At 70.6% G+C, this 23197-nt stretch carries 22 protein-coding genes and 1 tRNA gene; 8 read left to right on the top strand and 15 right to left on the bottom strand.

The window, feature by feature from the left end:
* Positions 1-51 precede the first annotated feature (51 nt).
* Both J8J14_RS08875 and J8J14_RS08870 read left to right on the top strand, forming a co-directional pair.
* Positions 52-1401 (top strand): FliI/YscN family ATPase, encoded by a 1350-nt coding sequence (locus J8J14_RS08875; protein ID WP_209379150.1) that lies wholly within the window; start codon positions 52-54, stop codon positions 1399-1401.
* On the top strand, positions 1398-1793 hold the full coding sequence (locus tag J8J14_RS08870; protein WP_209379149.1) for a hypothetical protein: 396 nt from the start codon (positions 1398-1400) through the stop codon (positions 1791-1793). The genes J8J14_RS08875 and J8J14_RS08870 overlap by 4 nt, the downstream gene beginning before the upstream one ends.
* On the opposite strand, the gene phhA is transcribed toward J8J14_RS08870, so the two are convergent.
* Positions 1790-2656: a phenylalanine 4-monooxygenase gene (phhA, locus tag J8J14_RS08865; RefSeq protein ID WP_209379148.1), complete on the bottom strand. Its 867-nt coding sequence runs from the start codon at positions 2654-2656 to the stop codon at positions 1790-1792. The genes J8J14_RS08870 and phhA overlap by 4 nt on opposite strands.
* A 117-nt stretch (positions 2657-2773) precedes the next feature.
* Between phhA and J8J14_RS08860 the strand changes: the two genes are divergently transcribed.
* Together J8J14_RS08860 and J8J14_RS08855 are read left to right on the top strand one after the other, a co-directional pair.
* Positions 2774-3247 carry an Lrp/AsnC family transcriptional regulator gene (locus J8J14_RS08860; RefSeq protein WP_209379147.1) on the top strand — a complete coding sequence of 158 codons (474 nt, stop codon included), beginning with the start codon at positions 2774-2776 and terminating at the stop codon, positions 3245-3247.
* A 14-nt stretch (positions 3248-3261) separates the two neighbouring features.
* Positions 3262-4857 carry an alkaline phosphatase D family protein gene (locus tag J8J14_RS08855; RefSeq protein ID WP_209379146.1) on the top strand — a complete coding sequence of 532 codons (1596 nt, stop codon included), beginning with the start codon at positions 3262-3264 and terminating at the stop codon, positions 4855-4857.
* Between the two features lie 14 nt (positions 4858-4871).
* Here the strand turns inward: J8J14_RS08855 and J8J14_RS08850 are convergent, their stop codons facing one another.
* Entirely contained in the window at positions 4872-5831 is a 960-nt protein-coding gene (locus tag J8J14_RS08850; RefSeq protein ID WP_209379145.1) for a tripartite tricarboxylate transporter substrate binding protein, read from the bottom strand.
* Positions 5832-5968: 137 nt separating this feature from the next.
* On the opposite strand from J8J14_RS08850, the gene mmsB reads away from it, so the two are divergent.
* From mmsB to J8J14_RS08835, 3 genes are all read left to right on the top strand, one after another.
* Positions 5969-6865, top strand: coding sequence for a 3-hydroxyisobutyrate dehydrogenase (gene mmsB / locus J8J14_RS08845; protein WP_245215597.1), 897 nt, complete (start codon positions 5969-5971; stop codon positions 6863-6865).
* A 123-nt stretch (positions 6866-6988) separates the two neighbouring features.
* Positions 6989-8839, top strand: a complete 1851-nt coding sequence (locus J8J14_RS08840; protein WP_209379144.1) for an SLC13 family permease — start codon at positions 6989-6991, stop codon at positions 8837-8839.
* A gap of 85 nt (positions 8840-8924) precedes the next feature.
* Positions 8925-9881 (top strand): calcium-binding protein, encoded by a 957-nt coding sequence (locus J8J14_RS08835; RefSeq protein WP_209379143.1) that lies wholly within the window; start codon positions 8925-8927, stop codon positions 9879-9881.
* Positions 9882-9928: 47 nt separating this feature from the next.
* Here J8J14_RS08835 and J8J14_RS08830 read toward each other — a convergent pair whose 3' ends face one another.
* The 13 genes from J8J14_RS08830 to J8J14_RS08770 form a co-directional block, all read right to left on the bottom strand.
* A complete protein-coding gene (locus J8J14_RS08830) occupies positions 9929-10822 on the bottom strand; it encodes a lipid A biosynthesis lauroyl acyltransferase (protein ID WP_209379142.1) in 894 nt (297 codons plus the stop codon).
* Positions 10823-10824: 2 nt separating this feature from the next.
* Positions 10825-11847: a zinc-binding dehydrogenase gene (locus J8J14_RS08825; RefSeq protein WP_209379141.1), complete on the bottom strand. Its 1023-nt coding sequence runs from the start codon at positions 11845-11847 to the stop codon at positions 10825-10827.
* Positions 11847-13106, bottom strand: a complete 1260-nt coding sequence (locus J8J14_RS08820) for a beta-ketoacyl-ACP synthase (protein WP_209379140.1) — start codon at positions 13104-13106, stop codon at positions 11847-11849. Before J8J14_RS08820 ends, J8J14_RS08825 begins: the two co-directional genes overlap by 1 nt.
* On the bottom strand, positions 13106-14293 hold the full coding sequence (locus tag J8J14_RS08815; RefSeq protein WP_209379139.1) for a beta-ketoacyl-ACP synthase: 1188 nt from the start codon (positions 14291-14293) through the stop codon (positions 13106-13108). The genes J8J14_RS08820 and J8J14_RS08815 overlap by 1 nt, the downstream gene beginning before the upstream one ends.
* Positions 14290-14748: a 3-hydroxyacyl-ACP dehydratase FabZ family protein gene (locus tag J8J14_RS08810; RefSeq protein WP_209379138.1), complete on the bottom strand. Its 459-nt coding sequence runs from the start codon at positions 14746-14748 to the stop codon at positions 14290-14292. Before J8J14_RS08810 ends, J8J14_RS08815 begins: the two co-directional genes overlap by 4 nt.
* Positions 14748-15053 (bottom strand): acyl carrier protein, encoded by a 306-nt coding sequence (locus tag J8J14_RS08805; RefSeq protein ID WP_209379137.1) that lies wholly within the window; start codon positions 15051-15053, stop codon positions 14748-14750. The genes J8J14_RS08810 and J8J14_RS08805 overlap by 1 nt, the downstream gene beginning before the upstream one ends.
* 123 nt (positions 15054-15176) lie before the next feature.
* Positions 15177-15917 (bottom strand): ABC transporter permease, encoded by a 741-nt coding sequence (locus J8J14_RS08800; RefSeq protein ID WP_209379136.1) that lies wholly within the window; start codon positions 15915-15917, stop codon positions 15177-15179.
* Positions 15914-16846 carry an ABC transporter ATP-binding protein gene (locus tag J8J14_RS08795; RefSeq protein ID WP_209379135.1) on the bottom strand — a complete coding sequence of 311 codons (933 nt, stop codon included), beginning with the start codon at positions 16844-16846 and terminating at the stop codon, positions 15914-15916. The genes J8J14_RS08800 and J8J14_RS08795 overlap by 4 nt, the downstream gene beginning before the upstream one ends.
* Positions 16843-17997 carry an ABC transporter permease subunit gene (locus tag J8J14_RS08790; protein WP_245215596.1) on the bottom strand — a complete coding sequence of 385 codons (1155 nt, stop codon included), beginning with the start codon at positions 17995-17997 and terminating at the stop codon, positions 16843-16845. Before J8J14_RS08790 ends, J8J14_RS08795 begins: the two co-directional genes overlap by 4 nt.
* A 4-nt stretch (positions 17998-18001) precedes the next feature.
* Positions 18002-18925, bottom strand: coding sequence for a glycine betaine ABC transporter substrate-binding protein OsmF (gene osmF / locus J8J14_RS08785; protein WP_342452415.1), 924 nt, complete (start codon positions 18923-18925; stop codon positions 18002-18004).
* Positions 18926-19040: 115 nt separating this feature from the next.
* Entirely contained in the window at positions 19041-21881 is a 2841-nt protein-coding gene (locus tag J8J14_RS08780) for a PAS domain S-box protein (RefSeq protein WP_209379125.1), read from the bottom strand.
* Positions 21882-22014: 133 nt separating this feature from the next.
* Positions 22015-22100 (bottom strand) — tRNA-Leu (locus J8J14_RS08775).
* A gap of 52 nt (positions 22101-22152) precedes the next feature.
* Positions 22153-22548: a cupin domain-containing protein gene (locus J8J14_RS08770; RefSeq protein WP_209379123.1), complete on the bottom strand. Its 396-nt coding sequence runs from the start codon at positions 22546-22548 to the stop codon at positions 22153-22155.
* A 121-nt stretch (positions 22549-22669) separates the two neighbouring features.
* Here J8J14_RS08770 and J8J14_RS08765 point away from each other — a divergent pair, with 121 nt between their 5' ends.
* A complete protein-coding gene (locus J8J14_RS08765; protein WP_209379121.1) occupies positions 22670-23152 on the top strand; it encodes a disulfide bond formation protein B in 483 nt (160 codons plus the stop codon).
* The last annotated feature ends 45 nt before the right edge of the window (positions 23153-23197 follow it).

Here is a 23197-nt window from a genome sequence, read left to right as displayed (position 1 = left end):
GGGTATTTTCATTCTTGGGATGTATTAAGAACCGAGACTGGAGATCAAAAAATGAGACATGCTGAAACGTCTCAGGGGATTGGCTTTATAGAACTTCCCACATTTACGAGCGACAACAATGGCTTGGTCAGACATGGCAGGGTTAGTTCGGTCCATGGCCTCTCCCTGGAGGTGAACGGCCTTCACCCCCCGCCACCTATCGGTGGTTGTATAGAATGCAGTTCTGAGTCTCACGAAAAGATCCTGGCGGAAGTCGTGTCTTTCCGCGGTGGCACGGCCAGCGCCGTGGCCAGGAAGGGACTTGAGGGACTGCAGGTTGGGGCCCGGGCGGAGGATGTCGGGCCGGTCCTCCTGCGTCCCTGCAGCGAATGGCTCGGGCGTGTCGTGGACCCGGTGGGGCAGCCCTTAGACGGGCTTGGAGGACTTCCGCGGGGCGGGCAGCCACGCGCGCTCCGGGCCCCGCCACCCCCGGCGGGAACGCGTGCCCGCCTGGGGCCGCGGATCGATCTGGGCGTTCGTGCCCTCGATGCCTTCGCCACCTGCCGCCGCGGGCAGCGACTCGGATTGTTCGCCGCCTCAGGCGTCGGGAAGTCCAGCCTCATGTCCATGCTGGCACGCCATGCGGATTGCGATGTCGCCGTGATCGGCCTGGTTGGCGAGCGCGGGCGCGAGTTGCGCGAGTTCATCGAGGATGATCTTGGGCCGGCGGGGTTGCGGCGCAGCGTGGTGGTCTGTGCCACATCGGATTCGGCGCCGCTGATGCGCCGCGATGCCGCGCTGGCCGCCATGGCGGTGGCCGAGCATTTCCGGGATGCCGGCAAGCATGTGCTGTTGATGATGGACAGCGTCACACGCTTCGCCATGGCCTTGCGGGAGATCGGCCTTTCCGCCGGTGAGCCGCCCGCCACGCGCGGCTTTCCGCCCAGCGTCTTCGCGGAGCTGCCACGCCTGCTTGAGAGAGCGGGACCCGGGCGGGAAGGATGCGGGGGCTCCATCACCGGGATCTTCACCGTGCTCGTCGAAGGTGACGACCATGACGAGCCCGTGGCCGATGCCGTGCGCGGCATCCTGGACGGGCATGTGGTGCTGGACCGCCGGATCGGCGAAGGCGGGCGCTACCCGGCGGTGGATGTGCTCCGCAGCCTGTCCCGCACCGTGCCTGGCTGCCTGGAGCCGGCCGAGCGCGACCTGCTGGCCCGCGCGCGGCGAATCCTTTCCCTTCACCGCGACATGGCGGACATGGTCCGGCTGGGCGCCTATCGCGCCGGGAGCGACCCGGCCGTGGACGAGGCGATGCGGGTGGCGCCGGCGATCGAGGATGTGCTCCGGCAGGGGAAGGATGAGAACGGCACGGTGGCGGGCGCCTTCGCCGCGCTGGCCCTGGCTATGGAGACGGCATGAGGCGGGATCCGCTGGCCGTGCTCGCCCGGCTACGGGGCCTGGAGGTGATGCAGGCCCGGCATCACCTCGCCAGGGAAGCCGCCGCCAGGGATGCCGCCATCGCCCAGGTGGCGGCGGCGTCGGAGGCGCTGCGCGAGGAGGCGCGGCTTGGCGGGCCGGATCACGCCGCCTGGCTGCCGCGCGGCCTTGCCGAACGCCAGGCCGCCGCGAGCCGCGCCGTGGATGGCGAAGGACGCGCGCAGGCCGCCGCGGAGGCTCTGGGCGCGGCACGCGCGGCCGAACGCACGGTGGAAAACCTGGCAGCCCAGAGGAAGGCGGAGGCCCGCCGGGCGCGACAGCGGGCGGAGCAGCGCGCGCTCGACGAGGCCAGCGCGCGCCGCCTGACCTCCTAGCCCCGCCACGCCCGGTCGTCCGGCCCCTGGCCGCCGGGCGGGATAGGATCGGCCCGGACTGCCGCGTCCAGCAGCTTCGGTGCCTGCCCGATCGCGGCGAAAAGCTCGCCGTAGTCGCGGATGACGAAGTACACGGGCTGCACGTCATCGATGCGGTAGGTGCTGCGCAGCACCCGCGCCATGTCGAATTCCAGCCGCCGCGGCGTGCCGGACAGCGCGTGCAGCGTCTCCGTGCGGGAGGAGAGAATGCCGGCGCCATAGGCGCGCAGCCCCTCGCGTTCCGCGATCAGGCCGAACTCCACCATGAACCAGTAGAAGCGCGCGAGCGGCGCGAGCTGCCCACGCTTCTCGGCCTGCAGGCCAAGATGCCCGTAGGCTTCGAGGAACTCCGCATAGTCCGGCTGAGTGAGCAGCGGAACATGGCCGAGGAAATCGTGGAAGATGTCGGGCTCGACGATGTAGTCCAGCTCTTCCGGCCTGCGGATCCAATGCGTCACGGGAAAGCGGCGCGTCGCCAGCAGGCCGAAAAACTGTGCGTCGGGCAGAAGGCCGGGGCAGGGGACAAGGCTCCAGCCCGTGGCGGCCCGCAGGATGGCGGAGGCGTCCTCCAGCCTCGGCACGGCTTCGTCGCAGCGCAGCCGGTCCAGCCCCTCAAGCCAGGCCGAGGCGGCGCGGCCCGGGAAGATGCGGCGTTGGCGCGCGACCAGGGTGCGCCAGGTGGCGTGGTCGGAAGCGCTGCGCGGGGCCAGCACCGCATCGGGCAGGGTGCCATCCGCCAAGGCATGGTCGTAATCGCCGCGGAGGCCCTGGGGCAGGCTGGCGGTGCCGATGATGCCCTCGGCGGGCTGCATGCTTCCGTTCATGGTTCCGTCTCCCTGTCGGTTTTCAGGAAGCCTATCGCGGCGGCGGAGGCGGAAACCGGCGAAGTTGCAACGCGCATCGATCCGTTGGAGTGATATCCGCCACCCGGAGGACCAGGAATGGCGAAAAACGCTCCTGCGCTGGATGCAACCGACCGGCGCATGCTGCGCGCCCTCCAGCGGGATGGCCGCCTCTCGGTGGTGGCCCTGGCCGAGCAGGTCGGGCTTTCCCCCACCCCCTGCCAGAGGCGCCTTCGGCGGCTGGAGGAGACGGGGGTGGTGGCGCGCTACGCCGCCGTGCTCGATCCGGCGCGGGTGGGCCTTCCCCTCCAGGCCTTCGTCATGGTGGCCCTCTCCAGCCATGCCGAGGAGGTGGTGGAGGCCTTCCAGAAGGCACTCTCCGCCCGTCCTGAAGTGCTCGCCGCCTATGCGATGAGCGGGGAGATGGACTACCTCCTCCATGTCCTCGCGGCCGATTTCGAGGCCTATGCCGAATTTTCCATGAAGGCGCTGCTCCGCATGCCCGGGGTGAAGGAAACGAAATCCTCCTTCGTCTTGACCGCCCTCAAGCCGCCGGGAGAGGTTCCGGTCTGAACGGGGAACGTCATATGGACAGCGTCACGCGGCATATTCTCGACCTGTCGCGGCGCGGGCTGCTGCGCGGCGCGACGGCCATGGCGGCGCTGGCCGCCACCCGCCCGGCCTTCGCCCAGCGTGTTGCACCCATGCCAGTCTTCCGCACGGATCCCTTTCCCCTTGGCGTTGCCTCGGGTGACCCCTGGCCGGACGGGGTGGTGATCTGGACCCAGCTCTCCCAGGATCCGCTGGGCGATGGCGGCCTTCCGCCCGAAGCGCTGGAACTGGGCTGGGAGGTGGCGGAGGACGAGGGCTTCACCCGCATCGCCGCACGCGGCACCGCGCTCGCCCGGCCCGAGCTGAACCATTCCGTGCGCGTGGAGGTTACGGGGCTGCGCCCGGCGGCGCGCTATCACTACCGCTTCCATGCCGGCGGCGTGGCCAGCCCGGTCGGCCGCACGCGCACCGCCCCTGCGCCTGTCGCGCGCCCGGCGCGGATGCGCTTCATCTCCGCCGGCTGCCAGCATTACGAGCAGGGCCTTTATACCGCCTGGCGCCATGCCGCGACGGAGGAGGATATCGACTTCGTCTTCCATTATGGGGACTACATCTACGAGGGACGCGCCAATACCGGGCGAAGCGGCAACTTCCCCGCCATACGCAGCCACAACTCGCCACCCGTGGAGACGCTGGAGGCCTATCGCCGCCGCTACGCGCTCTACCAGCTCGATCCCGATCTCCGCGCGGCGCATCACGCGCATCCCTTCATCACCTCCTTCGATGACCATGAGGTGGAGAACAACTGGGCCGGGGCCATCAGCGCGCGGGCCGGCATCGGGCCGGAGGTGCTAGCGCTGCGAAAGGCCGCCGCATTCCAGGCCTGGTACGAGGCCATGCCGGTCCGCCGCGGGCAGATCCCGCGCGGCCCGGAGGTCACGGCCTGGCGCGGCATCGCCTGGGGCACCCTGGCCTCCATCTCCGTGCTCGACACGCGAAGCCATCGCGACGACCAGCCCTGCGGCGACTTCGTGAAGCCGGTCTGCGAGGCCGTTCTGAATCCCGCGGCGCAGGTGCTGGGACCGGAGCAGGAATCCTGGCTTTTCCGACGCCTCGCAGGCGCGGAGGCCGTGTGGAGCATCCTTGCGCAGCAGGTGCCGGTGATGCGCCGCGATGTCGGCGGCGCGAACGGGGACGAGACGCCGCGCTACGACATGGACAAGTGGGATGCCTATCCCGCCGCCCGTGCCCGGTTGCTGAACCATGTGTGGGAGGCACGGGTGGCGAATCTCGTGGTGCTCACGGGCGACGTGCACACGGCCTGGGCCGGCACGCTGCGGCCGGATTACGACCGGGAGGGGCCGGCCCTCGGCGTGGAATTCATTGCCTCCTCCATCTCATCCGCCGGCGACGGCGGCGAGACGAGCGCGACCGGCCAGCGTGCGCTGGAGCGAAACCCGCATATCCGCTTCTTCAATGCGCGGCGCGGCTACACGCTCCATCAGGCCGATGAGCGACGGATGCAGACTTGGTTCCGCGCCGTGCCCTATGTGTCGCGCCCCGGTGCCCCGCTGGAGGACCGGGCGCATTTCGTGGTGGAGGCAGGGCGGCCGGAACTGATCCCGGCCTGATCTCCGCGCGGCGCCTACATCCGCAGTCCCATGCGGCGGATCATGGCAGACTCCTCCTCCACGGACTTGCGAACGAAGGCGGTATAGGCCTCCGGCCCCATATGCATCGGCGGCATGTCGAACTTGTCCAGCACGGCCATGTGCGCGGGATCGGTGATCGCTTCCTTGAAGGCAGCATCGATCGTGCGCACCACGGCGGGATCCATCCCCTTCGGCCCCGCGATGCCATAAGGCGAGGTGGAGACGATATCGATCCCCAACTCCTTCAGCGTGGGCACGTTGGGGAAGCGCTTGGCGCGCTCCGGCCCCCAGGTGACGAGAAGGCGAAGCCTTCCATCCTCCACCAGCGGCGCCCAACCGGAGCTGTCCGCGGTGGCATGGATCTGCCCGCCCAGCAGCGCCTGCATGTTCTCCGCCACGCCACGGAAGGGCACATGCACCCAGTTGATTTCCTGCTTGCCGGCGATCTGCTCCATCGTGATGTGCAGCGAGGTGCCGACGCCGGGCGTGCCGTAGTTGAACTTGCCCGGATTGGCCTTCGCATCCGCCAGGAAGGACTTGAAGTCGGGCCAGGGCGCGTCCGCCTTCACCACCACGCCGAACAGGTAGCCGGTGAGATGGGAGATGTAGGTGAAGTCGTTTAGCGGATCGAAGGGCGGGCGCTGCGCCATGAAGGGCACGCGGAACACGCTGATCGGCATCTGCGACAGGGTGTAGCCGTCCGGCCGCTCGTTCAGCAGCGCCTGGGCGCCGAGGATGCCGCCCGCACCGGGCTTGTTCTCCACCACCACGGGCTGGCCGAGCCGCTTGCCGGCCTGTTCGCACACGGCGCGCATCTGCACATCCGTGGTGCCGCCGGGCGCCCAGGGCACCAGCATGCGGATCGCCTTGTCGGGAAAGCTTCTCTGCGCAAGGGCTGGCGTGGCGAGAGCGGCAGCGCCCAGGCCAAGGGCATGGCGGCGGGTGACGAGCATGGGATTTTCCCTGAACTGTTTCCTCGCCCGCAGTATTGGAGTTCTGCCGCCCGAGGGAAAGTGAAACCGGGCCGGGCGGGCTGCCCCGGCCCCGTGGACCCAGGCGGGGCACCGTCCTAGCCTCCGGCCCGACAGGCATGGAGGAAATGGTGGCCCAGATCGGCTTCGTGGGACTCGGCAATATGGGCGCCCCCATGGCGCGCAACCTGGTGAAGGCAGGCCATGGGGTCACCGTCTTCGACCTCTCGGCCGAGGCGATGGGCCGGGTGGAGGGCGCCCGTCCCGCCGCATCGGCCGCCGAGGCCGCCGCCGGGGCAGACTTCGTCCTCACCATGCTCCCTGCGGGCCGGCATGTGCGCGAGGCCTGGCTCGGGGCCGGCGGAATGGCCGCCGCGGCCCGGCCGGATGCCATCCTGCTGGATTGCTCCACCATCGATGTCGCGACCGCGCGGGAGGTGGCGGCCGCCACCGGGCGCGTCTTTCTCGATGCGCCGGTTTCCGGCGGCGTGATGGGCGCCGAGGCCGGGACGCTGACCTTCATGGCGGGCGGGCCGGATGAGGGCTTCGCGCGCGCCGAGCCCATCCTCCGCGCCATGGGCCGCACCGTGGTGCATTGCGGCGAAGCGGGCGCCGGCCAGGCGGCGAAGGCGTGCAACAACATGCTGCTGGCCATCAGCATGATCGGCACCTGCGAGGCCTTCGTCCTGGCCGAGAAGCTCGGCCTCTCGCATGAGGCCTTGTTCGAGGTGGCCTCGAAGTCCTCCGGCCAGTGCTGGTCTCTCACCACCTATTGCCCCGTGCCCGGGCCGGTGCCGGGCAGCCCCGCGAACCGGGACTACAAGCCGGGCTTCGCCGCGGCACTGATGGTGAAGGATCTCGGCCTGGCGCAGCAGGCAGCCGGGGAGACCGGGGCGGCCACCCCCATGGGCGCCCGCGCGCTGGAACTCTACCGCCGCTTCGTCGAGGAAGGCGGGGCGGAGGCCGATTTTTCCGGCATCATCCGCATGCTCCGGGCGGAGGCCCCGACCGCCTGACATGACAGGGATGTTGCTGGCGCCGCAACCAGCATCATCCCTTCCGGGTTTCCCTCCGCAGCGGGCCGATCAGGGCCGGCACCAGGGGAACGCCCGGGTCACGGGCGTCACATCGACGGTTGCATGACGCTCGACCAAGGGCTGGCCTTCGCCTTGATGGCGGTCACCATCGGGTTCTTCCTGTGGGGGCGCTTCGCCTATGACGCGGTCGCCCTGGGTGCCCTTCTCGGAGGCGTGGTCCTTGGCATCATTCCGCTCGACAAGGCCTTTGAGGGCTTTTCCGACGATGTGGTGGTGATCGTCGCCGCCGCGCTGGTCATCAGCCACGCGGTGGCCCGTTCCGGCGCGGTGGAGACCATCATGCGCCCTGTCACGCCCCGGCTGCGGACGGCGGCGGTGCAGGTACCCGTGCTGGCGGGCGCCACCATGGTCCTGGCCATGGTCACCAAGAATGTGGGCGCCCTGGCTATCCTGATGCCGGTGGCCTTCCAGCTTGCTCGGCGAACCGGCACCCCGCCCGCCGCGCTGCTCATGCCCATGGCCTTCGCCGCCATGGTCGGCGGCGTGGTCACGCTGGTCGGCACCTCGCCCAACATCATCATGTCCCGCGTGCGGGAGGAGCTGACGGGCGAGCCCTTCCGGATGTTCGACTACACGCCGGTCGGCCTGGGGATCTGCGTCGTGTCGCTGCTTTTCCTCGCCGTGGGGTGGCGCCTCCTGCCCGGCGGGCGGCGCGGGGCCAGCTCCATGGAGGCGGCCTTCAACATCGGCCAGTACACGGTCGAGGCCCGCGTGCCCGAGGAAGGCACGGCGATCGGGATGACGGTTGCGGAACTGGAGGCCCTCTCCGAAGGGGAGGTCCGCGTCTCCTCCATCCTGGCGCCCAAGGAAGCGGCGCTGGTAGAGGCCGATGTGGAAGGCCGGCCGGCACTTCCCTCCATCACCTCCCTGGCTTCCGAGGCGCCTTCGCCCGAGCGCCGCCTGGCCATCGGGGAAGGCTTGATGCTGCGGGGCGAGGCGGCGGAGCTGGAGCGGCTGGTGGCGGAAGCCGGGCTGGTGCTGGCGGGCGACGCCCCCGTGCCCGACGACCCGAACACGGACGAGGACGACATGCGCGTGGTGGAGGGCGTGGTGACCGGTGAGAGCCCGCTGGTCGGCCGCACCCCGGCGGCGCTCACCCTTCGCAGCCGCCACGGTGTCTCCCTGCTGGCTGTCAGCCGGCGCGGGGAGCAGGCGATCCGGACCAAGCTTTCCCAGATCCGGCTGCGAGTCGGCGACGTGGTGCTTCTCCGGGGCCTGGCCGCTACCATGCCGGACAATCTCGGGGAGCTGCGCGTGCTCCCGCTGGCGGAGCGCGGCATGGCGCTCGGCCAGGGGCGGCGCTCCTGGATTCCGCTCGCCGTGCTGGCCGTCGCCATGCTGCTCGTTGCCTTCGGTATGCTGCCGATCGCGGTGGCCTTCTTCGGCGCCGTGGTGGCGCTCTTCGTGTTCCGGGTCATAACGACCCGGGAGGCGTATGAGGCGGTGGACTGGCCTGTTGTGGTGCTGCTGGCGGCCCTCATCCCCGTGAGCGGCGCCATCCAGAACACCGGCGGTACCGACCTGCTGGCGGGCTGGCTGACCGGGGCGGTGGAGGGGCTGCCCGCTCTGGCCGCCCTGGCCGTCACCATGGTGCTGGCCATGGCTGTCACCCCCTTTCTGAACAACGCAGCGACCGTGCTGGTCATGGGGCCCATCTCGGCCACGCTGGCCTCGAAGCTGGGGCTGAACCCCGATCCCTTCCTCATGGCAGTGGCGCTGGGCGCGGCCTGCGATTTCCTCACCCCCATCGGGCACCAGTGTAACACGCTGGTGATGGGCCCCGGCGGCTACCGCTTCGGGGATTACCCGCGGCTCGGCCTGCCGCTCTCGATCATCGTGGTGATCGTGGGCGTGCCGCTGATCGCCTATTTCTGGCCCTTGGCGCCCCGTTAGATGCCACAGCCCAGGGCTCTGTGCGGCAACCCCGCACCACCGCATTACCCCGCCATCCCGGCGGGCTGCACGGGAGAGAAGCACCATGGCACAGATCGGCACGAACGGCGCGGACAACCGGAGCGCCTTCAACAACATCGACCGGGTCATCTATACCCTGGACGGGGATGACATCATCGACTGGGGCTTCATCCAGCCCGAGACTTTCGAATCCGACGGGTTTGGCATCTATCTGGAGGCCGGCCGCGGCAACGACGTGATCACCGGAAGCAACCTGACGGACTTCATCGACGGGGGGAGCGGCGACGACACCCTGTTCGGCCTTGGCGGCCATGTCTCGATCCGCGGTCCCTTCGAGTTCGGGGATACCTTGTATGGTGGTGCCGGGAACGACCGGCTCTTTGGCGGAAGCGGCGGCGATTATCTGAACGGCGGCGCCGGGCTGGACCTGCTGGATGGCGGCACGGGCAACGACGTTCTGGATGCCGGCGAGGGTGACGATGTCCTGCTGGGCGGAGCCGGGATCGACACCATGGCCGGCGGCCTGGGCAATGACTCCTACGAGGTCGATGATTCCCGGGACGTCGTCTTCGAGGGCTCTATCGCGGCCGGAAGCTACGATATCGTCTATGCCTATGCCGACTTCACCCTGCCGACCAATGTCGAGTGGCTGGACATGAGCTATGGCATCCAGGTCTATGGCTACGGCAATGCAGGGGACAACACGATCATCGGCAATGCCCGGCAGAACGTCATCCAGGGCGGCGCCGGCTACGACATCCTGATCGGTGGAGGCGGCAGCGACCTGTTCGTTGTCAACCCCGGCTTCGGCGTGGACGTGATCCGCGACTTCGCGGCCGGCGCAGGCACGGAGGATGCGGTGATCTTCTCCTCCGCCCTCTTCTCCAGCTTCGAGCAGGTCATGGCCAACGCCGCGCAGGTCGGGAGCGACACCTGGATCGGCGACGGGCAGGGCAACACGCTCGTCCTCAGCAATGTCAGCCTCGGGGCACTGAGCCGGGATGATTTCGGCTTTGCCTGAACCATGGGCAGCGCCCGGGCGCTAGGGGCAGCGCCCGGGCGCTGCCCCTAGCGCCAGCGGCGATGCATCCAGAGCCATTGGCCCGGATGCTCCCGCACCCAGCCGGCGATCACGTCGTTCACCGTCTGGGTCGCGGCTGCCACGTCGATCTGCCCCTCGGCGTCACGGGGCAGATCGATCGGGTCGGTCAGTTCCAGCTGGAAACGGCCGCCCGGCAGCCGGATGGCGCGGGCGCCGCGCACCGGGCAGTCGAAGCGGCGGGCGAGATTCGCCAGCAGCGGGTTGGCCTGGGCCGGGCGCCCGAGGAAATCGATGCGTGGACCGCGCCCGAAGCGCTGGTCCACCACCATCCCCACCACGGCGCCGCGCTGCAGTGCCTTGGCCAGCTTGGTCGGCGCCATCAGCCCGGCCGGGATCAGCTCGCCCATCAGGTCCTGGCGGAGCTTGAGGATGTGCTCGGCGATCGGGCGGCTGTTCGGCGTGCGGTAGAGCACCGCCGCATCCAGCCCGTGCTTGGCGGCGGCCACCGCCGGCAGTTCCCAGTTCGCCAGATGGGCGGCAAAAACCAGGAGAGGGCCACCCGTCTCGCGGATCTCGGAGAAGCGGGCGAAGGTCGCGTCATCCACCTGAATGCGGGCTTTGGGATCGCGCGCCTCGGTCAGGTCCCAGATCGTCTCGATATGCCCGTACTCGAAAGCGACCCGGCCAAGATTGTCCCAGGCTTCGTCCGCCACCTTCCGGTGCCAGGCCGCGTCCCTGTCCGGGAAGGCCGCCGCGATGTTCTCCATCGCGATCCGGTGGGCCGAGGTCAGGGGGCCCAGGCGGCGCGCAAGGGCGGCACCGAAGCGCGGGCCCAGGTCAGGACCCAGCGCCCGCGGTATCGCGAAGCCCAGGCTGGTCAGCGCTGCCAGCGCGGCATCCGCGGGCCCGCCCCGTGCCATGGTCAGATCGTGACCACGATCTTGCCGAAGACGCGGCGGCTCTCCAGCCGGTCCAGCCCCTCGGCGAAGTTCTCCAGCGGAATCACCCGGTCCAGCACCGGCGTCATGCCGCCCGCCATCTTCGCCAGCCCATCGGCCACGTTGCGCATGGAGGCGCCAAAGCTGCCGAAGATGCGAAGCTGGCGCTGGAAGATCATCATCAGGTTCGTCTCGGCCGAGACGCCGGATGTGGAGCCGCAGGTGACGAGCCGCCCACCCATTCGCAGCGCGAGCAGCGAGCCGGACCAGGTGCTCGCGCCCACATGCTCGAACACCACGTCCACGCCCACCTTGTCCGTCAGGCGGCGCGCGATGGAGGCGAAGTTCTTCTCGTTGTAGTTGACGACGTGATCGGCGCCGAGTGCCCGGGCCTTCTCGCATTTCTCGTCATCGCCCGCCGTGGCGATGACGGTGCAGCCCAGCGCCTTGGCCTCCTTGATCGCCACCGTGCCGATGCCGGATCCCGCCGCATGCACCAGGATGGTCTCGCCCGGCTGCAGCTTCGCGTTGTCGAACAGCATGTGCTCGACCGTGGAGAAGGTGATAGCGGCGCAGGCCGCGTCGTTGTCGGACACACCATCGGGCACGCGCACGAGAAGCCGGGCCTGCTGGTTCACGAACTCCGCCGCGAAGCCATCCAGGTGGAAGCCCTTCACCCCCGTGACATTCTCGCAGAGATTGTCCCGGCCCTCGACGCAGGCGCGGCAATGCCCGCAGGTCTGCGCGCCATAGGGCGCCACGCGGTCGCCAATCTTCCAGCCCTGCACGCCATCGCCGAGCGCCACCACCTCGCCGACCGCTTCCGCGCCGACGCAGATCGGAAGCTTGCGCTGGGTGAAGGCCATGCCGCGCCAGCCCCACACATCGATGTGGTTCAGCGCGATGCCGCGCATCCGCAGCCGCACCTCGCCCGGTGCGGGCGGCGGCGGCTCGGGGATGTCCTCCAGGCGAAGGTCACGATCGCCATGCAGGCGCAGCGCACGCATCAGGCGGGCTCTCCCGAAAGGACGAGACAGACATTCTGCCCGCCAAAGCCGAAGGAGTTGGAGAGCACGTGCCTCACCGTCGCGTCCCGCGCGACATTCGGCACGACATCGAGCGTGATGCTCGGGTCCGGCTCGTCATGGTTGATGGTGGGCGGCAGGCGCCCGTCGCGGATGGTCAGCAGCGAGAACACGGCCTCCAGCGCACCGGCGGCGGAAAGCGTGTGCCCGATCATGCTCTTGTTGGAGGAGATCGGCGGCGCATTCTCGCCGAACACGGCGCGCATGCCGAAATTCTCCATCTTGTCGTTCTCCGGCGTGCCCGTGCCGTGGCCGTTCACATAGGAGATCTGCCCCGGCTCCAGCCCCGCATCGTCCAGCGCGTTCTTCATGGCGCCGACAATGGCGCGGCCATCCGGGTTGGAACGCGTGCGGTGGAAGTTGTCCGCCCGCTCGCCCGCGCCGGAGACGAGGCCGATGATGGTGGCACCGCGCGCGCGGGCCGCCTCGTAATCCTCCAGCACCAGCGCGGCCGCGCCCTCGCTCATCACGAAGCCGGCGCGGTTCTTCTCGAAGGGGCGGGACGCCTTCTCCGGCTCCTCGTTGCGGGTGGAGAGCGCCGAGAGCAGCGAGAAGCGGATCAGCGCCTCGGCATGCACCGAGCCATCCGCGCCCACCGCGATGCAGGCGGTGCACTCGCCGCGCTGGATCGCCTCGACGCCAAGCTGGATGGCCGAGGCGCCGGTGGCGCAGGCCGTGGTGAGGGAGATGGGCGCGCCGCGCGTGCCGAAGCGCGCCGCCAGCCTCTCGCCCACGCCACCGAAGAGGTAGTTTTCGTAGATGGCGCGGTGCCCGCCCGTCACGGCCGTCATCGCGGCATAGGAGGGGTTGCTCGCCTCCCGCGTGAGCAGGAAGCGATCCGGCCATTCCACCTCCACCGGCGGCATGCCGAGGAAGAGCGGGCCGGGGAAACTTCCCTTAGCGCCGAGGATGGAGGCGGCCACGGCCTCCTCCATCGCGAAGCCGGCCATGCGCTCCACCCGCAGCGGGCTGGTCAGCACCTCGCCGCCCGCCTCTTCCGGCAGGTCCACGCAGCCGGCGATGGTGGTCTTCAGATGCTCGGTCGGGAAGCGCGTGATGCGGCGGATGCCGGACTGCCCGGCCAGCAGGCGCGACCAGTTGTCCTGCACGCCGAAGCCAAGGGAGGTGACGGCGCCCATGCCCGTCACCGCCACCAGGGGACGCCCGAGATGGTCGCGCATCAATTCTTCTCCGCGCGGGAGAGGGCGGCCAGCGCCTCGCCGCGCCACTGCCCGAAGCCGGTGACGAGGATGCGCGACGGCGCCGCCGCATCCCCGGAATCGGCAGGGTCCATGCGGCCGTAAAAGCCGCCCCGCGAAAGCGCCAGCGCGGCCAGCGCCACATGGGCCGGGAAGGCGCCCTCCACCCCATGGCCGATCAGGTTGGCCGGGCGCCGCACCGGGGCATCGAGCCCGCGCAGGAAGGCCTCTTCCTCCGCCCAGGCATCAGGGGCGCCGGAGGCACCGGAGATCACGGCCTCCACGCCCTCGGGCGCCACGCGCGGCAGCAGGGCGCGCGCTGCCTCCGCCGCCTCGCCCGGCGCGGCGCGGCGGGACGCATCGCTTGCCACGCTATCGAGCCGAGCCAGGATGCGCGCGCCGCGGGCACGCGCGTGCTCCTCGGTTTCCAGCACCAGGAAGCCAGCCATGCCACCCAGGATCATGCCGCCCTGGCCGGATGCCGGGCGCTCCGACAGGGGCTTGTGTGGGCCTTCCCACATGCCGTCGCCGCCGCGGTAGAGCAGCACCAGGTCCCAGCGCTGCGCCGTGAAGGCGCCGCCGACCAGCGCGATCTCCCCGCGCCCCTCGGCCAACCGGGCATGGGCGATCCGCACCGCATCCGCCGCCGCGCTCTCCTCACCCATGAAGGTGCGGGAGGAACCGGTGACGCCATGGACGATGGAGATATTGCCCGCCAGCAGGTTGGAGAGCTGGGCGAGGAACAGCGTGGGCCGCAGCCCCGTGGCCAGCAGCTCGTTCAGGCGGGCGCCGGCCTGGGCGGGGTCGTTCGCATTCGCCAGCTCGGCATTCACCTGCTCGTCCAGCGGCACGTCGCGCTCGCCACCCCCGGCCGCGACGATGAGGTGCATGTCCGCCACCAAGTCGCGCGCGCCGGCATCATCGATCGCGAGCCCGGCGGCATAGGTCCCCAGGCGCTGCCAGGGCTCCATCTGCCGCTGGTCGCCCTTCTTGGGGATCTGCGTGTCCAGGCTCAGCGCGGGGAGGGGATGCACCGTCCAGGGCGCGTAGCTCGCCTCGTCCACCACCGGCGCGGTGCCGGCGGAAAGCGCGTTCCAATGCGCGTCCGGCCCCTCGCCCAGGGCGGAGACCAGGCCCGTGCCGGTGATGACGACCTGCCGGCGGATCATGCCGCGAAGCCCGGCAGGCCGATGCGCTGGGCGCTGGCCCGCATGGCCGCCTCCAGATCGGGATGGGGGAAGGGCATGGAGCGCAGCAGGATCTCGGCATCCGCGATCCGCTTGCCCCCGCTGGTCACGCGCGCCTCGGTCACGGTGAAGCCGGATCCGTCATGCGTGACCCTGGCGGTCACCTCCAGAGGTGCCTCCGGGCCGACGAAGCTGCGGAACTTCGCCTCCTTCACCGACATGAGGAAGGGCATCTGCGCGAAGCCGTTGCGGCCGAGGATGAGCCAGCCACTGGCCTGGGCCATGGTCTCCACCAGCAGCACGCCCGGCACCAGCGGATGGCCGGGAAAATGCCCTTCGAAGACCGGCGATGCCTCAGGCACGCGGCTTTCCACCTGGATGGCATCCCCTTCGAGGGACACCACCCGGTCGATCATCTGGAAGTATTCGAGGCGCATCAGGCGCCCTTGGCGGCGACCAGCTCGTCGATCCGGGCCGCGAGGTTCTTCATGACGAAGTAGTGCTCGGCGGGCTTGTCGCCGGCATTCACCTCCTGCGTCCACTTCTCCACCGGCACCTTGATGCCGAAGGCCTTGTCGATGGCGAAGACGATGTCCAGGAAGTCCAGGCTGTCGATGCCCAGATCCTCGGTCACATGGCTGTCGGGCTTGATGCTGTCGCGCGCGACCTCGCTGTTTTCAGCGATGATGTCGGCCACCTTGTCGAAGGTGCCCGTGGAAGAGGCGTTGGTATCGGCAGCCATGGGCGGCTCCTGGTCAGGCACGCCGGGCGCGGCCGTTCGGGCCGGGCAGGGGCGAGGTCTCGGATGATCGGCGCGGGTGATGGACCGGAATGGGGGCCGAAGTCCAGGGGCGACCACGCGCCCTCAGGCCACAAGCTCTCCCATCCGTGACCCGCCTTCGGCCGCGAGCAGCCCCAGCGCCCGGTCCAGCAGCAGGGCCAGCCAGGCGGTGAAGAGCGCGCCCTGCAGCACATAGGCCGGGTTGGCATTGGCCAGGCCGCTGATGATCGGCGTGCCAAGGCAGCGCGCCCCCGCTATCGCCCCCACCGCCGTGGTGGCCACGGACAGCGTGACCGCCACCCGAAGCCCGGAGAGCAGCACCGGCCGCGCGAGGGGCAGTTCCACCTGGGCCAGGCGCTGGAACGGGGAAAGGCCGAGCCCGCGCGCCGCCTCCAGCGCATCCGCCGGCACCGCCTCCAGCCCCGAGGCGGTGGCGCGCAGCAGGGGAAGTGCCGCGTAGAGCACCAGCGCCAGAAGGGTAGGCGCAGCCCCGAAGCCCAGCAGCGGCAGGGCCACCGCCACCGCCGCCACCGGGGGCAGGGACTGGGCCAGGGCGAAGACGGCATCCAGCACCGGCCGGAAGCGCCGGCCCCGCCGGCGCGTCGCCAGGATCCCCGCCGGCACGGCCAGGGCCGCGGCGATGAGCACGGCCAGGAGGGACAGGGCCAGGTGGGAGCCGAGAAGGGTGAACCAGGATTCCTGCTGGTAGGTGGGGCGCGAAACCTCCGGGAAGAGCGCCGACCAGAGCCGCTCCGCCCGCGGGGCAGCCCAGAGAGCCGCCAGGAAGGCGAGGATTTCCGCCCCGAGCCACGCCGCCCGCCTCACCCCCCGCTCCCCGAGGCTGCCAGAAGGGCGGCGAGGGTCACATGGCGCGGCGCCTCGCCCATCAGCGCCACGCGATCCGCGCCATGGCCCAGCATGAGCAGCAGGGCATCGCGCAGCGTCGCGCCTTCGGGGAGGACGGGGGCGCCAGGCGCGGGGCCGGGCAGGGCGGAATCGGCGGCGCGCAGCGCGGCGAGGCGATGGAAGGCCAGCACCTCCGCCCGCACCATCCGCCGCACCGTGGCCGGGGCATGGCGGCCCAGCACCTCCAGCGGCGGGCCCTCCACGGCCAGGCGCCCATCGTCCATCACCGCGATCCGGTCCGCGAGGGCCAACGCCTCCTCCACGTCATGCGTCACCATCAGGATGGTCTTGCCCGACCCCGCATGGATGCGCCGGAGTGCTGCCTGCAGCCCGCGCCGCGTGCCCGGATCCAGGGCGGAGAAGGGCTCGTCCATCAGCAGGACGGGCGGGTTGGCCGCCAGGGCCCGGGCAAGTCCCACCCGCTGCGCCTGCCCGCCGGACAGGGTGCCCGGAAGCCGGTCCCGGTAGGTGCCGGGGTCCAGGCCCACCATCTCCAGCAGTTCCTCGACCCGCAGCGCGATGCGCCTCGCATCCCAGCCCAGCAGCCGCGGCACGGTGGCGATGTTCTCCCCCACGCTCCGGTGCGGGAAGAGGCCGACGGACTGGATCACATAGCCGATCCCCCGGCGCAGCGCCTGCGGATCGGTCCCCGCCACGTCCCGCCCGCCCAGCAGCACCCGCCCCGCGCTGGGCTCCACCAGCCGGTTCACAGTGCGGAGCAGGGTGGACTTGCCGGAGCCGCTTTCCCCCAGCAGCACGCAGAGCGACCCCTGCGGCACGCCGAAGCTGACCTCCCGCAGGGCCTGCACGGAGCCGTAGCGGTGGGAGATGCCCTCGAAGCGGATCATTCCTCAGGTGCCAGTCGCCGGGAGAGAAGGGCGATTCCTGCATCCACGGCCAGGGACAGCGCCAGGACGGGCAGAACGCCCAGCAGGATCAGGTCCGCCGCAAGCTGCCCCACACCCTGCAACACGATCGCCCCCAATCCGCCCCCGCCCACCAGCGCCGCCAGCGTGGCCAGGCCCACCGCCTGCACCGCGGCCAGGCGCAGCGCGCCGAGCACGACCCCTGCGCCCAGCGGAACGCGCAACTGCCAGAGGATCTGCCGCGGCGACAGCCCCTGGCCGAGCGCCGCTTCCACCAGCGCAGGCGGTGCGACGCGGAACCCCGCGAGAAGCCCCCGTGCGAGGGGCAGCAGGAGATAGGCCGTGATGCCGATGACAGCCGGGGCGGGCCCGACCCCCCCAAGCCCCATCTCCCGCAGTGCCGGGAAGGCGGCGCCCAGGGCGGCGAGGGGCACGATCAGGAGGCCGAACAGCGCGATGGCAGGGATGACCTGCAACCCGGATGCGACGGAAAGAAACCCCGCCTCCAGCCCATGGCGGCTGATCGAGAGGGCCGAGAGCGGGATGGACAGCGCCAGGGCGAGAAGGAGGGCCGAGAACGAGAGGATGACATGCTCCGCCAGCGCCTGCCGCAGTTCCTCCCCGCGCCCCAGCGCCTCGCGCATGATGGAGAGCGGGTCGAGAAGCCCGCTGACGCCGAGCAGCACGGCGCCGCCGAGCACGGCAAGCAGGGGCAGGGCCGGCGTGGCGCCCCGCAATGCGGCGCCGGTCGAGATGGCGAGGAAGAGGAGGAGGAGCGCGACCCAGGCGCCCGCCGCCGGGGCGGCGCGGGCCAGCCCACCGGGCGGCACCGCGGCCGACGCCCCCAGCCCGACAACGGCGAGAAGCGCAAGTGCCGCAAGGACCCCCACCGCCTCGGCCATCCAGGCGCGGGCGGGCCGCCAGGCGGCCAGCGGCAATGCGATCAGCGCCGCATGGTAGGCGGTCCAGGCTATGGCGACCGGGCCGGTCGCGCCCAGGGGCGCGATCCGTGCCGATAGCAGTCGGTTGGGCGCCACGGCGATCCATCCCAGCAGCCAGGGCGCCAGGGCGGCGCCCAGGGCGAAGGGTAGCAGGACCAGCAGGCCGGTGGCAGCGTTGCGCGGGTCGCGCATCCGGTCAGCCGGTGAGACCGAGGCTCCGCAGATGCTCGCGCGCGACATCGCGCACCGGGCGGCCCTCCACCACGATCCGCGCATTGAGCGCCTGCAGGCGCGGCAGGGTCAGGCTTTCGAACACCGGGCCGAGCCATTCCTGCAGCTGCGGAAGCCGGCGGGCCACCTCGCCCCGCACCACCGGCGCGGGGGCATAGACGATTTGCGCGCCCTTCGTGTCCTCGAGCACGCGGAGGGAGAGGGCGGCGATGGCCCCGTCCGTGCCATAGACCATGGCGGCGTTCACGCCGTTCAGCCCCTCGGCCGCCGCGCGCATCGTCACCGCCGTGTCGCCGCCGGAGAGCACCAGCAGCTGGGAAGGCTGCAGGGTGAAGCCATAGGCGCGCTGGAAGGCGGGAAGGGCGGCGGGGCTTTCCACGAATTCGGCGGATGCCGCGAGCTTGAAGGCGCCCCCGCGCCCGAGATGAGCCGCCAGATCTTCCAGGGTGCGCAGGCCGGCGCCCTGCGCCGCATCCTCTCGCATCGCGATGGCCCAGCTGTTGTTCGCGGCCGCCGGACGGAGCCAGACCAGGTCGTTCCGCTGCTGATCCAGCTCCCGCACGCGTGCATAGCCGCGCTCCGCCGAATGCCAGGCCGGGTCGTCCTCCTGTTGGAAAAAGAAGGCCCCGTTGCCGGTATATTCGGGATAGAGGTCGATCTCCCCGGACAGGATGGCCTGGCGCAGGATCCGGGTGGGGCCCAGCTGCAGCCGGGCGCGCACGGGAACGCCCCGGGCCTCCAGCACCTGCAGGATCAGCTGGCCGAGCATCGCGCCCTCGGTATCGAGCTTGGAGGCGACCGTGACCGGTCTCTCCTGCGCATGGGCGGACAGGGCGGGAAGGGCAAGGGCGGTGCCGAGGAGGGCGCGGCGCGTCGGGCTGGCGGGCATCATCGGCTCCGGTGGAGAGATCCGGGTGCCGCGCCGGCAGGGCCTTGGCCATGCCGGCGCGGCGGGTTCGTCGGACAGTCTTGCCATGCAGCGTGGAACTTCAAGGCCGTCCGCACTATTCGATCATCGCCCGGATGCGCTGCGCCAGCCTGTCGATGGCGAAGGGCTTGGTCACCAGCTCCATGCCGGGCTCCAGGAAGCCGCCATTGATGGCCGCGTTCTCGGCATAGCCGGTCATGAACAGCACCTTGAGGCCGGGGCGGTGGATGCGCGCCGCATCGGCGAGCTGGCGGCCGTTCAGCCCGGGCAGGCCGACATCGGTGACGAGAAGGTCGATTCTCTGGCGCGACTCGAGGATCCGGAGGCCAGATGGGCCATCCGACGCCTGGATCGCGCGATAGCCCAGCTCGGACAGGACCTCGACCACCAGATCCCGCACCGCAGGCTCGTCCTCGACCACCAGGACCACCTCGCCCTGCGTGGAGGGCTGCGGCTCCTCGCGGGTGGGCTGCATGTCCTCCGGCTCCGCTCCCTCGCCGTAATAGCGGGGCAGGTAGAGCTTCACTGTCGTGCCCCGGCCCGGCTCGGAATAGAGCTTGGCATGGCCATCCGACTGGCGGGTGAAGCCATAGATCATCGACAGGCCGAGGCCCGTGCCCTGGCCGATCGGCTTGGTGGTGAAGAAGGGCTCGAAGGCCCGCTCCATCACCTCGCGGGTCATGCCCGTGCCGGTGTCGGAGACGCAGATGCACACATACTGGCCCGGGCGCACATCCCGGGCGCGGGCCGCATAGGCGCTGTCGAGATGCGCGTTGCAGGTCTCGATGGTGAGCTTGCCGCCGCCGGGCATCGCATCGCGCGCGTTGATCGAAAGGTTCAGCAGCGCGCTCTCAAGCTGGTGCGGATCGCAGAGCGTCTGCCAGAGCCCGCCCGCCGTGACGATCTCCAGCTCGATGTTCTCGCCAATGGTACGCCGCAGCAGGTCTTCCATGGAGGCGACGAGCCGGTTGGCGTTCACCGGCTTCGGATCCAACGGCTGCCGGCGGGAGAAGGCGAGCAGCCGGTGCGTCAGGGCGGCGGCGCGATTGGCCGAGGTGATGGCGGCAGAGACGAAGCGCTCCACCTCGCCCGCGCGGCCTGCCGCGATGCGCCGCTGGATCAGGTCCAGGCTGCCGATGACACCTGTCAGCAGGTTGTTGAAGTCATGCGCGATCCCGCCGGTGAGCTGGCCGACCGCCTCCATCTTCTGCGCCTGGCGCAGCGCGGCCTCGGTGGCCTGCAGCGCCTCGGCCGCTTCCTTCTCCGCCTGGATGTCGCGGCCCACGGCATGGATGAAGCTCTCGTCCGGCACGGCGGTCCAGGAGAGCCAGCGATAGCTGCCGTCCCTGGCGCGGTAGCGGTTCTCGAAGCGCAGCGTGGTGATGCCCTGCTCCAGCCGGGCCACCTCCGCGAGGGTGGGGGCGACATCATCCGGGTGGACGAGGCCCATGAAGTCGGCGCCCATCAGCTCGGAGCTTTCCCAGCCCAGCAGGCTCGTCCAGGCCGGGTTCACGGCGAAGATCCGGGCCTGGAAATCGGCCACCAGCATGATGTCCGTCGAGAGGCGCCACATGCGGTCGCGGTCGCGGGTGCGCTCCTCGATCAGCGCCTCCAGCTCCTCACGCGAGCGGGCGAGGGTCTCGCGCGCCTCGACGATCTCCTGGATGTCGGTGCAGGCGCCGATCCAGCGCAGCACGCTGCCATCCTCGCCCCGCGTGGGCAGGGCGCGGGCCAGCCACCAGCGCCAGGTGTCATCCGCACGGTGCAGCCGGAACTCCACTTCGTAGGGCGTGCCGGTAACGAGTGCCTCGGCCCAGCGCGCCGCGGCGATCGGGCGGTCATCGGGATAGACGAAGTCGGCCCAGCCCGGGCCGAGGGTCTGCTCCAGGGTAGCGCCCGAATACTCATGCCAGCGGCGGCTGGTATATGTGATCCCTCCGTCGGACCCGGCGGTCCATAGGAAGCCGGGGAAGGCTTCGGCCACCTCCCGGAAGCGGGCCTCGCTCTCGGCAAGGTCCCGCGCCGCCTGGCGTTCCTCCGTGCGGTCGCGCATCACCTTGACGAAGCCGACCAGCGCGCCGGCATCGTCATGCAGCGGGGTCATGGCTCCCGCCGCCCAGAAGACCTCGCCGTCGCGGCGCCTATGCCACCGCTCATCCGGGGAACGGCCAAGCTCCCCGGCCTCCTGCATCTCCGTCGCCGGGCGGCCGCCCGCGCGGTCCTCATCGGTGAAGATCAGGTCGATCGGCTGGCCGAGCATCTCCTCCTCGGTCCAGCCCATGATCCGCCGCGCGCCCTCGTTCCAGCTGGTGATCCGTCCATCGAGGCCGAGGGCGATGATGGCGTGGTCGGTCACGCTGTCGAAGATCTGGTGCGCGCGCGCCTCGCTGTCGCGCAGGGCGCGGAGCGCCAGCACCTGGCGCGTCGTTTCCGTGCAGGAGCAGAAGAAGCCCGACACCATCCCGTCCTCACCCCGGACGGGGGTGTAGGAGAAGGCGAAATGCGTCTCCTCTGGATAGCCCTTCCGTTCCATCAGGAGGGGGATGTCGTCCATATGGACGGGCACGCCGGAATAGGCCTGCCGGACCAGCGGACTGAGGTCCGTGGCAATTTCGTGCCAGACCTGCAGGAAGGGGCGGCCGAGCGCCGCCGGGTGCTTGCCCGCCAGGATCTCCGCATAGGCATCGTTGTAGAGCAGGATCTGCCCGGGACCCCAGACGATGAACATCGGCTGGTTGGCGCCCAGCATGACGCCGGCCAGGGTCCGCAGCGGCACCGGCCAGTCTTCCGGTGGGCCAAGCGGCGTGCCGGCCCATCCGTGCGCCCGGATAAGAGCGGCCATCCCTCCCTGCTCGGGCAGGAAAGCCGGCATGGCGGGGCGGTCATCGCGCAGATCGGGCAGGGCAGGAACGGACATGGTGCTTCGGGTTCGGGGCTGTGCCGCAGATCCGGCCCGACAGGAAGGCCGGCGGCCCCGCGCAGTTTCAGGCTGCCGCGAGAAGTGCGGCTGCATGGCCGGCACGCCGCAGCGCTGGCCGGGCATGGCAGGCTGGTGCGGGTGGCCGGTTTCGAACCGGCACTCTGTTGCCAGAAGCGGATTTTGAGTCCGCCGCGTCTACCGTTCCGCCACACCCGCGCGGGCCCTGGATGCCATGGCGAGGCGGGCCCGTCCAGAAGGGGGCTGCGGCCTACCCCGCCTCGGCCCGCAGGGCGGGCGGCTCGGCCCCGGCCGTATGGAAGGCGGCGGGGGAGGTCACCTCCAGCATCTCAAGGTCCTCCGAATGCTCCACCTCCCGGTGGCGGATCCCGGGGGGCTGAATCACGCTGTCTCCCACCTCCAGCAGCACCTCGCCGATATCCTCGTATTCGAAGCGCACCCAGCCCCGCAGCACGAGGACCAGCTGGAAGTCCAGATCATGCGTGTGCCATTGCGGCTTCGGCCCCTCGCCGGGCACGGCGCGGATGATATGGGCGGCATGGCCGCCGCCCGTCGCCTCGCGCGCGCCAAGGTCGCGATAGGCGAAGAAGCCGCGCAGCCCGGCATCATAGGATGCGCCGGCCGCCTTGCTGACGGTGGTCCGCATGGGGGTCTCCTCCTGCTGTGGCCCGGCGCCTGCGCGGGGTCCTTCATTGGCCCGGCGGATCGCCGCCATGCGTCTGGCGGGGCTTGCCGCAGGGGCCTGCGGGGATCAGCCTGCCCCGCGCATGAGCACCCGGCAACACGCGATCCTCACCGCGATCCTGGCCGCGGCCGCACCCCTGGCGGCCATGGCTTCGGAGCGCTTCCTGGGCATGGCTCCCTGTGCGCTCTGCCTCTGGCAACGCTGGCCCTATTGGGTGGCGGTTGCGCTGGCCCTGCTGGCGGCCACGCTGCGCTCCCGCGCGCTGCTGGCCCTTGCCGGGCTGGCCGTGCTGGCCTCCGCCGCCATCGCGGGGCTTCATCTGGGGGTGGAGCAGGGCTGGTGGCCCAGCCCGCTGCCCTCCTGCGCGGCCCCGGGCGCGGGTGCGGCGATGAGCGTGGACGAGCTGATGCGGAGCCTGGCCCCGCGGCCGGACAAGCCCTGCGACGCCGCTGCCTATCTCATTCACGGCCTGCCGGTCTCCATGGCGGCGATGAACCTTGCCTATGCGCTTGGCCTCGGCGCCCTGGCCCTGGCCTGGGCGCGCCGCCCGACCCACGCGGCCTGATCCCCAGGGCAGGGCCCTCCCAGGACATCCGCAGGCCGGAACCGG

Source organism: Pararoseomonas baculiformis (assembly GCF_017813395.1).
GTDB lineage: Bacteria > Pseudomonadota > Alphaproteobacteria > Acetobacterales > Acetobacteraceae > Roseomonas > Roseomonas baculiformis.
The sequence above is the reverse complement of the archived record's forward strand: the minus strand, read 5'-3'. Positions and strand labels throughout refer to the sequence as shown.

Excerpts from the sequence above, each read along its gene's own strand:
- J8J14_RS08780 (WP_209379125.1), bottom strand. The coding sequence starts at position 21,881 with ATGTCCGTTCCTGCCCTGCCCGATCTGCGCGATGACCGCCCCGCCATG.
- J8J14_RS08840 (WP_209379144.1), top strand. The coding sequence starts at position 6,989 with ATGACGCTCGACCAAGGGCTGGCCTTCGCCTTGATGGCGGTCACCATC.
- J8J14_RS08850 (WP_209379145.1), bottom strand. The coding sequence starts at position 5,831 with ATGCTCGTCACCCGCCGCCATGCCCTTGGCCTGGGCGCTGCCGCTCTC.
- J8J14_RS08870 (WP_209379149.1), top strand. The coding sequence starts at position 1,398 with ATGAGGCGGGATCCGCTGGCCGTGCTCGCCCGGCTACGGGGCCTGGAG.
- J8J14_RS08790 (WP_245215596.1), bottom strand. The coding sequence starts at position 17,997 with ATGCGCGACCCGCGCAACGCTGCCACCGGCCTGCTGGTCCTGCTACCC.
- J8J14_RS08875 (WP_209379150.1), top strand. The coding sequence starts at position 52 with ATGAGACATGCTGAAACGTCTCAGGGGATTGGCTTTATAGAACTTCCC.
- J8J14_RS08835 (WP_209379143.1), top strand. The coding sequence starts at position 8,925 with ATGGCACAGATCGGCACGAACGGCGCGGACAACCGGAGCGCCTTCAAC.
- mmsB (WP_245215597.1), top strand. The coding sequence starts at position 5,969 with ATGGAGGAAATGGTGGCCCAGATCGGCTTCGTGGGACTCGGCAATATG.
- J8J14_RS08795 (WP_209379135.1), bottom strand. The coding sequence starts at position 16,846 with ATGATCCGCTTCGAGGGCATCTCCCACCGCTACGGCTCCGTGCAGGCC.
- J8J14_RS08825 (WP_209379141.1), bottom strand. The coding sequence starts at position 11,847 with ATGCGTGCGCTGCGCCTGCATGGCGATCGTGACCTTCGCCTGGAGGAC.
- J8J14_RS08830 (WP_209379142.1), bottom strand. The coding sequence starts at position 10,822 with ATGGCACGGGGCGGGCCCGCGGATGCCGCGCTGGCAGCGCTGACCAGC.
- J8J14_RS08860 (WP_209379147.1), top strand. The coding sequence starts at position 2,774 with ATGGCGAAAAACGCTCCTGCGCTGGATGCAACCGACCGGCGCATGCTG.
- osmF (WP_342452415.1), bottom strand. The coding sequence starts at position 18,925 with ATGCCCGCCAGCCCGACGCGCCGCGCCCTCCTCGGCACCGCCCTTGCC.
- J8J14_RS08815 (WP_209379139.1), bottom strand. The coding sequence starts at position 14,293 with ATGATCCGCCGGCAGGTCGTCATCACCGGCACGGGCCTGGTCTCCGCC.
- J8J14_RS08805 (WP_209379137.1), bottom strand. The coding sequence starts at position 15,053 with ATGGCTGCCGATACCAACGCCTCTTCCACGGGCACCTTCGACAAGGTG.
- J8J14_RS08770 (WP_209379123.1), bottom strand. The coding sequence starts at position 22,548 with ATGCGGACCACCGTCAGCAAGGCGGCCGGCGCATCCTATGATGCCGGG.
- J8J14_RS08855 (WP_209379146.1), top strand. The coding sequence starts at position 3,262 with ATGGACAGCGTCACGCGGCATATTCTCGACCTGTCGCGGCGCGGGCTG.
- J8J14_RS08820 (WP_209379140.1), bottom strand. The coding sequence starts at position 13,106 with ATGCGCGACCATCTCGGGCGTCCCCTGGTGGCGGTGACGGGCATGGGC.
- J8J14_RS08765 (WP_209379121.1), top strand. The coding sequence starts at position 22,670 with ATGAGCACCCGGCAACACGCGATCCTCACCGCGATCCTGGCCGCGGCC.
- J8J14_RS08810 (WP_209379138.1), bottom strand. The coding sequence starts at position 14,748 with ATGCGCCTCGAATACTTCCAGATGATCGACCGGGTGGTGTCCCTCGAA.
- phhA (WP_209379148.1), bottom strand. The coding sequence starts at position 2,656 with ATGAACGGAAGCATGCAGCCCGCCGAGGGCATCATCGGCACCGCCAGC.